Below are 5,408 nucleotides of genomic sequence, written 5' to 3' on the forward strand. Positions count from 1 at the left end.
ACTGCACTCGACAGGGTGTGGGAGAGTAGGACACCGCCGGAACATCCTTTCACGAAAGGCCCTCGACACCGTCGAGGGCCTTTCGTCATTTATGCGGCGAGAACGTTTCGCAGCAATTTCAGAGGGAACTACAAGCACACACAGCGCGCGGACGACGATGATGGATGGTGGAGACGGATCGCTGTCCCGCGCGAACAACGGAGGTATGTATGGTCGTCGCGACGACGCCGGGTCACCCGGCGCCGCCAGCCCCCGCCACCTCGACGCGACCGCGTTGGTGGCGGCCGAGGCTGCCCGCGACGGCTGTGTACTTGGCGGGGCTGGTCGTCGTCTCGGCGATCTTCTCCGTCCTGAGCGACTCCGCGCAGACGAGGGTGGTTCTGCACGCGAGCACGAACCTGCACAACCTGCTGGACGGCCGGATCGGGACGTTGCTGGCAAGCGCGTTCGTGATCGGCGACGTCGTCGGGTCGTGGGTGATCATCCCGCTGCTGGCCTGTCTGCTCGCTCTCGCCGAACTGCGCTTCGGCGCGTTGCGGTTGGTGCGGGTTTTCCTGGCCGGCCACATCGGCGCCACGTTGTTCGTCGCGGCGGGGCTGTGGGTGGGCGTTGAGGCCGGATGGGTGCCCACGAGCATCCGCTGGGCCGAAGACGTCGGTGTCAGCTACGGCGCCATGGCTTTGGTCGGCGCGCTGGTGGCCGCCCTGCCCTACCGGTGGCGCGCCGCCTGGTCGACGCTCTGGTTCATCGTCGCGGTCGAAGGTGTGCTCATCGAGCACACCTTCACCCAGGTCGGCCACATGGTGGCGTTGATGATCGGCACCGTAGTCGGGTTCTGCATGGTCTGGGCCAGGACGACCACCCGTCGGCGGCTGACCCGGATCGAAAGCGCCCTGCTCGCCGTCAGCGTGGTTCTCGCGGCGATTCTGCTCATGGGCTGACGACGGGGGCGTGCGGGCGTTCGCCTACAGTGCTTGGGTGCGCCTAGTGATTGCTCGCTGTCAGGTCGACTACGTAGGGCGACTCACCGCCCATCTTCCGATGGCCCGCAGGCTACTGCTGGTGAAAGCGGACGGCTCGGTGCTCGTGCACTCCGACGGCGGCTCGTACAAGCCGCTGAACTGGATGAGCCCGCCTTGCTGGCTGGAGGAACGCAACGGCGACGCGCAGCTCCCGGAGGGAGCGAAGGCGCTGTGGGTCGTCGCCAACAAGGCCGGCGAGGAACTTCGCATCACCATCGAGGACATCGAGCACGACTCCTCCCACGAACTCGGCGTGGACCCGGGCTTGGTGAAAGACGGTGTGGAGGCTCATCTCCAAGAGCTGCTGGCCGAGCACGTGCATACGCTCGGCACCGGCTACACGCTCATCCGCCGCGAGTATATGACCGCGATCGGCCCGGTGGACCTGCTGTGCCGGGACGCCGACGGCGGCACCGTGGCGGTGGAGATCAAACGGCGCGGTGAGATCGACGGCGTCGAACAGCTCACCCGCTACCTCGAGTTGCTGAACCGGGATCCGCTGCTGGCTCCGGTGGCGGGCGTTTTCGCCGCCCAGCAGATCAAGCCGCAGGCACGCACGCTTGCCGAGGATCGCGGTATCCGCTGCCTCACACTCGATTACGACGCCCTGCGTGGCACGGAGAGCAACGAATTCCGCTTGTTCTGAACTCGGGGGCGTGCGGGGCGCGCGCGGCCGAGTAATAGGCTTGTCGCATGCCCCGCCGGAAACCGCGTTCGGATCGCCACGCTGATCACCCGCGGTCGGGAGGCGCGCCGATCGGCGATGTCTTCGGACGGACCGAATCAGGCCCGGACGGTGACGAGACTTACGTGGTCCGCACCATTCCGGGCACCCGCGCAGTGAAGACCTACCGCTGCCCGGGCTGTGACCACGAGATTCCGCCCGGCGTCGCGCACCTCGTCGCGTGGCCCGCTCATGGCGGAGAAGACGACCGCAGGCATTGGCATCGCGGGTGCTGGAACGGTCGCCGTACTCGGAAGATCACCCGGCGCTGGTCCTGATGCCCAGCAAACGGGTGCGGAATTAAGGAAGGCCGCCCCGGTGGGGGCGGCCTTCGGTGAATTCGGTTCAGTTTTGCTGTAGTCGCCTCAGTCCGACGTCAGTTGCTGACGTCGGCGCTCTCGCGCTCTTCCGAGTCGATATCGTCGTCCTCGGTGGCGACCTCGGGGATCGCCTTCTGACGGGAACCGGTGACCGACTTGGTGTTGCCGCCGATCGACTTGCGCTGATCCGGAACGCCGTCCAGCAATTCGCTTTCCCGGTTGACCGCGGCGAGCATCGCGGGCACCGAGTCGAGCTGACCGCGGATACCGAGCAGCTGGGCGAGCACGCGGCCGCGCAGCACGCGCATCTCCTCGGCCAGCTCCTTCGCGTGCGCGATCTTGCGCTCGGAGGTCTGGGTGGCGGAGGTGATGAGGCGGTTGGCCTCGTCGGTCGCGTCCTTGATCCGCTGGGCGGCCTCGGCGCGGCTGGTGGCTTCCAGCTCTTCCATGGCGCGGGTGAGCTTGGTGCGACGCTCGGCCATGGTGGCCTCGAAGTCCTGCTGGGTGGCCTTGCGCTTCGCGTCGGCTTCCTTCGCGATGCGGTCGGCCTCGGCCTGAGCGGCCTCGATGATCTTGGCGGACTCGGTGCGTGCGTTCGCGAGGGTCTGCTCGAATTCGATTTCGAGCGCCTCGCGCTTCTCCTTGGTCTCCGCGAGCAGCGACTCGTACTTGCCACGCATCTCGGTGGCCTGCTGCTCGGCGATCGACACCATCTCGGCGGCTTCGGCCTGCGCCAGGGCACGGACCTCGGACGCCTCGTCGGAGGCGAGACGGAGCATGCGGGAGATGCGGTCGGACATGCCTTCCGCGGTGGTCGGCGGCACCGAGAGTCGGTCGACCTCCTTGCGGAGTTCGTCGATCTCGTCGCGCGCGTCTTCCAGCTGGCTCGCGAGGTTACGTGCTTGTGCCGCAGCCGCATCGCGGTCGGTGGCGGTGACTCTCAGTTCCGCGTCGAAGCGGTCGAAGTAATTACGCACCTCGTCTTGCGCATAACCCTTGCGCACAACGGTGAAGGGCAGTGCAACGAAGCGATTGCGATCGGACTCGGGTGACGACATGGCACACAAACTACAGCCTGAAGACAGCCGATGGTGACTCGACTGCGAATGTCATTCCAACGAGTTTTCCCGACCTGACGCCGATACTAGTGCGTAACATTAGCGTTCGGTTCGACCAACTCGATCAGCACACCTCCAGCATCCTTCGGGTGGATGAAATTGATGCGAGAATCGGCCGTTCCGTGCCGTGGAGCCTCGTACAGCAAACGCAGACCCTTGGCGCGCAGGTACGCGGAGACGGCCTCGATGTCGGTCACCCGGTAGGCCAGTTGCTGCAAGCCGGGCCCGCTGCGGTCGATGAACTTCGCGATCGTCGATTCCGCGTTGAGCGGTGCCAGCAACTGCAGGGCAGTGGCGCGGTCGGGTGCGCCGGGCAGCGACAGCATCGCCTCGTGCACGCCCTGAGCCTCGTTGACCTCGCGATGGGTCTCGATCATGCCGAGGTTCTCCGCGTACCAGGCGACCGCGGTGTCGAGATCCGGCACCGCGATGCCGACGTGGTCCACCGCGGTCACGTAGTCCGCGGGGATGAAAGATGACTGTTCGGTAACGTTGCTCACCATTCGAAAGTAGCGCGACCTGGCACGGGGCGCGCGTGACGCACCCGCTACCGTTGAGTAGAACACCTGCTCTCGCATTGCCCGGTGTGGGCGCGAGCAGGTCCGATCTACGAATGCGAGGCTCGTCGTGACCACTTCCGTGATCGTCTCCGGTGCGCGTACCCCGGTCGGCAGGCTGCTCGGAGGTCTGAAGGACTTCAGCGGTTCCGATCTGGGCGGGTTCGCGATCAAGGCGGCGCTGGAGAAGGGCGGTGTCGCGCCCGACCAGGTCGACTACGTGATCATGGGTCAGGTGCTCACCGCGGGCGCGGGCCAGATCCCGGCCCGGCAGGCGGCGGTGGCGGCGGGCATCCCGATGGACGTGCCCGCGCTGACGCTGAACAAAGTCTGCCTGTCGGGCATCAACGCGATCGCGCTGGCCGACCAGCTGATCCGGGCGGGCGAGTACGAGATCGTCGTCGCGGGTGGCCAGGAGTCGATGAGCCGGGCGCCGCACATGCTGGAGAAGAGCCGGGAGGGCTTCAAGTACGGCGACGTGACGCTGCGTGACCACATGGCCTACGACGGCCTGCACGACATCTTCACCGATCAGGCCATGGGCGCGCTGACCGAAGCGCGCAACGAGGCCGATCGGATCAGCCGCGAGGATCAGGACGCGTTCGCGGCGGCTTCACACCAGCGTGCGGCGGCGGCGTGGAAGAACGGCGTGTTCGACGACGAGGTGGTCCCGGTCGCGGTGCCGCAGCGCAAGGGTGATCCGGTGCTGGTGACCACGGACGAGGGCATTCGCGCCGACACCACAATGGAGTCGCTGGGTAAGTTGCGTCCGGCGTTCCGCAAGGACGGCACCATCACCGCGGGTACCGCGTCGCAGATCTCCGACGGAGCCGCGGCGGTCGTGGTGATGAGCAAGGAGAAGGCGCAGTCGCTGGGGTTGAGCTGGATCGCCGAGATCGGTGCGGCGGGTGTGGTCGCGGGTCCGGATTCGACGCTGCAGGACCAGCCCGCCAACGCGATCGCCAAAGCCTGCGCACGCGAGGGCATCTCGCCCGCCGACCTGGACCTGGTGGAGATCAACGAGGCGTTCGCCGCCGTCGGCATCGCGTCCACCCGCAAGCTGGGCATCGACCCGGAGAAGGTGAACGTCAACGGCGGCGCCATCGCCATCGGCCACCCGCTGGGCATGTCCGGCGCCCGCATCCTGCTGCACCTGGTGCTGGAGCTGAAGCGCCGCGGCGGCGGCGTCGGCGCGGCCGCGCTCTGCGGCGGCGGCGGACAGGGTGACGCGCTGATCGTTCGCGTCTGAGTTCGGCGGGGCGATGCCCCGCGCCGAATCGTGCCGATGGCCGCCCCGACGTGGGCGGCCATCGGTCGTTCTGGCCCAGCGCACCGCAACCACGTTCTTTCGAGCGGAGCGAGACCGAGCCTGTTCCGTTCGCGGCCCGGCCGACGTTTGCGCGCCGCCACGTGGGTCGCGAAAGGGCGAGCCTCGTGCACCGCAGCAACGACTGTGCGGGTCCGAGCACGTGACGCCGCAACGGCACCCGCGTGGTCCTGGTCCTGGTCCTGGTCATGTCTCGAGTTCATATGCCGACGCGCCCAGCGCACCGCAACCACGTCTTTCGAGCGGAGCGAGACCGAGCCTGTTCCGTTCGCGGCCCGGCTCGCGTGTGCGCGGCCGCCGCGTACGCGACGAAGGAGCAAGCGGCGGTCGCGCACACGCG

6 protein-coding genes are annotated in these 5,408 nt (G+C 67.3%); 4 read left to right on the forward strand and 2 right to left on the reverse strand.

Annotation, left to right across the window (positions count from 1 at the left end):
* Nucleotides 1-209: 209 nt before the first annotated feature.
* From AB0L97_RS38340 to AB0L97_RS38350, 3 genes are read left to right on the forward strand one after another with little or no spacing between them, the layout of a single operon-like run.
* Nucleotides 210-941: a rhomboid-like protein gene (locus AB0L97_RS38340; protein ID WP_355081530.1), complete on the forward strand. Its 732-nt coding sequence runs from the start codon at nucleotides 210-212 to the stop codon at nucleotides 939-941.
* 37 nt (nucleotides 942-978) lie between these two features.
* Nucleotides 979-1,668, forward strand: coding sequence for an endonuclease NucS (gene nucS / locus AB0L97_RS38345; protein WP_355081528.1), 690 nt, complete (start codon nucleotides 979-981; stop codon nucleotides 1,666-1,668).
* Between the two features lie 47 nt (nucleotides 1,669-1,715).
* Complete coding sequence (locus tag AB0L97_RS38350) at nucleotides 1,716-2,024, forward strand: ATP/GTP-binding protein (protein ID WP_364439920.1); 309 nt, start codon at nucleotides 1,716-1,718, stop codon at nucleotides 2,022-2,024.
* A 98-nt stretch (nucleotides 2,025-2,122) separates the two neighbouring features.
* On the opposite strand, the gene AB0L97_RS38355 is transcribed toward AB0L97_RS38350, so the two are convergent.
* Nucleotides 2,123-3,124 carry a hypothetical protein gene (locus AB0L97_RS38355; RefSeq protein WP_355081524.1) on the reverse strand — a complete coding sequence of 334 codons (1,002 nt, stop codon included), beginning with the start codon at nucleotides 3,122-3,124 and terminating at the stop codon, nucleotides 2,123-2,125.
* A gap of 86 nt (nucleotides 3,125-3,210) precedes the next feature.
* On the reverse strand, nucleotides 3,211-3,684 hold the full coding sequence (mce, locus tag AB0L97_RS38360; RefSeq protein ID WP_356966872.1) for a methylmalonyl-CoA epimerase: 474 nt from the start codon (nucleotides 3,682-3,684) through the stop codon (nucleotides 3,211-3,213).
* A 127-nt stretch (nucleotides 3,685-3,811) separates the two neighbouring features.
* Here mce and AB0L97_RS38365 point away from each other — a divergent pair, with 127 nt between their 5' ends.
* Entirely contained in the window at nucleotides 3,812-4,990 is a 1,179-nt protein-coding gene (locus tag AB0L97_RS38365; RefSeq protein WP_364439925.1) for an acetyl-CoA C-acetyltransferase, read from the forward strand.
* The last annotated feature ends 418 nt before the right edge of the window (nucleotides 4,991-5,408 follow it).

The organism is Nocardia sp. NPDC051911 (assembly GCF_040681035.1).
GTDB classification, from domain to species: Bacteria; Actinomycetota; Actinomycetes; order Mycobacteriales; family Mycobacteriaceae; genus Nocardia; species Nocardia sichangensis.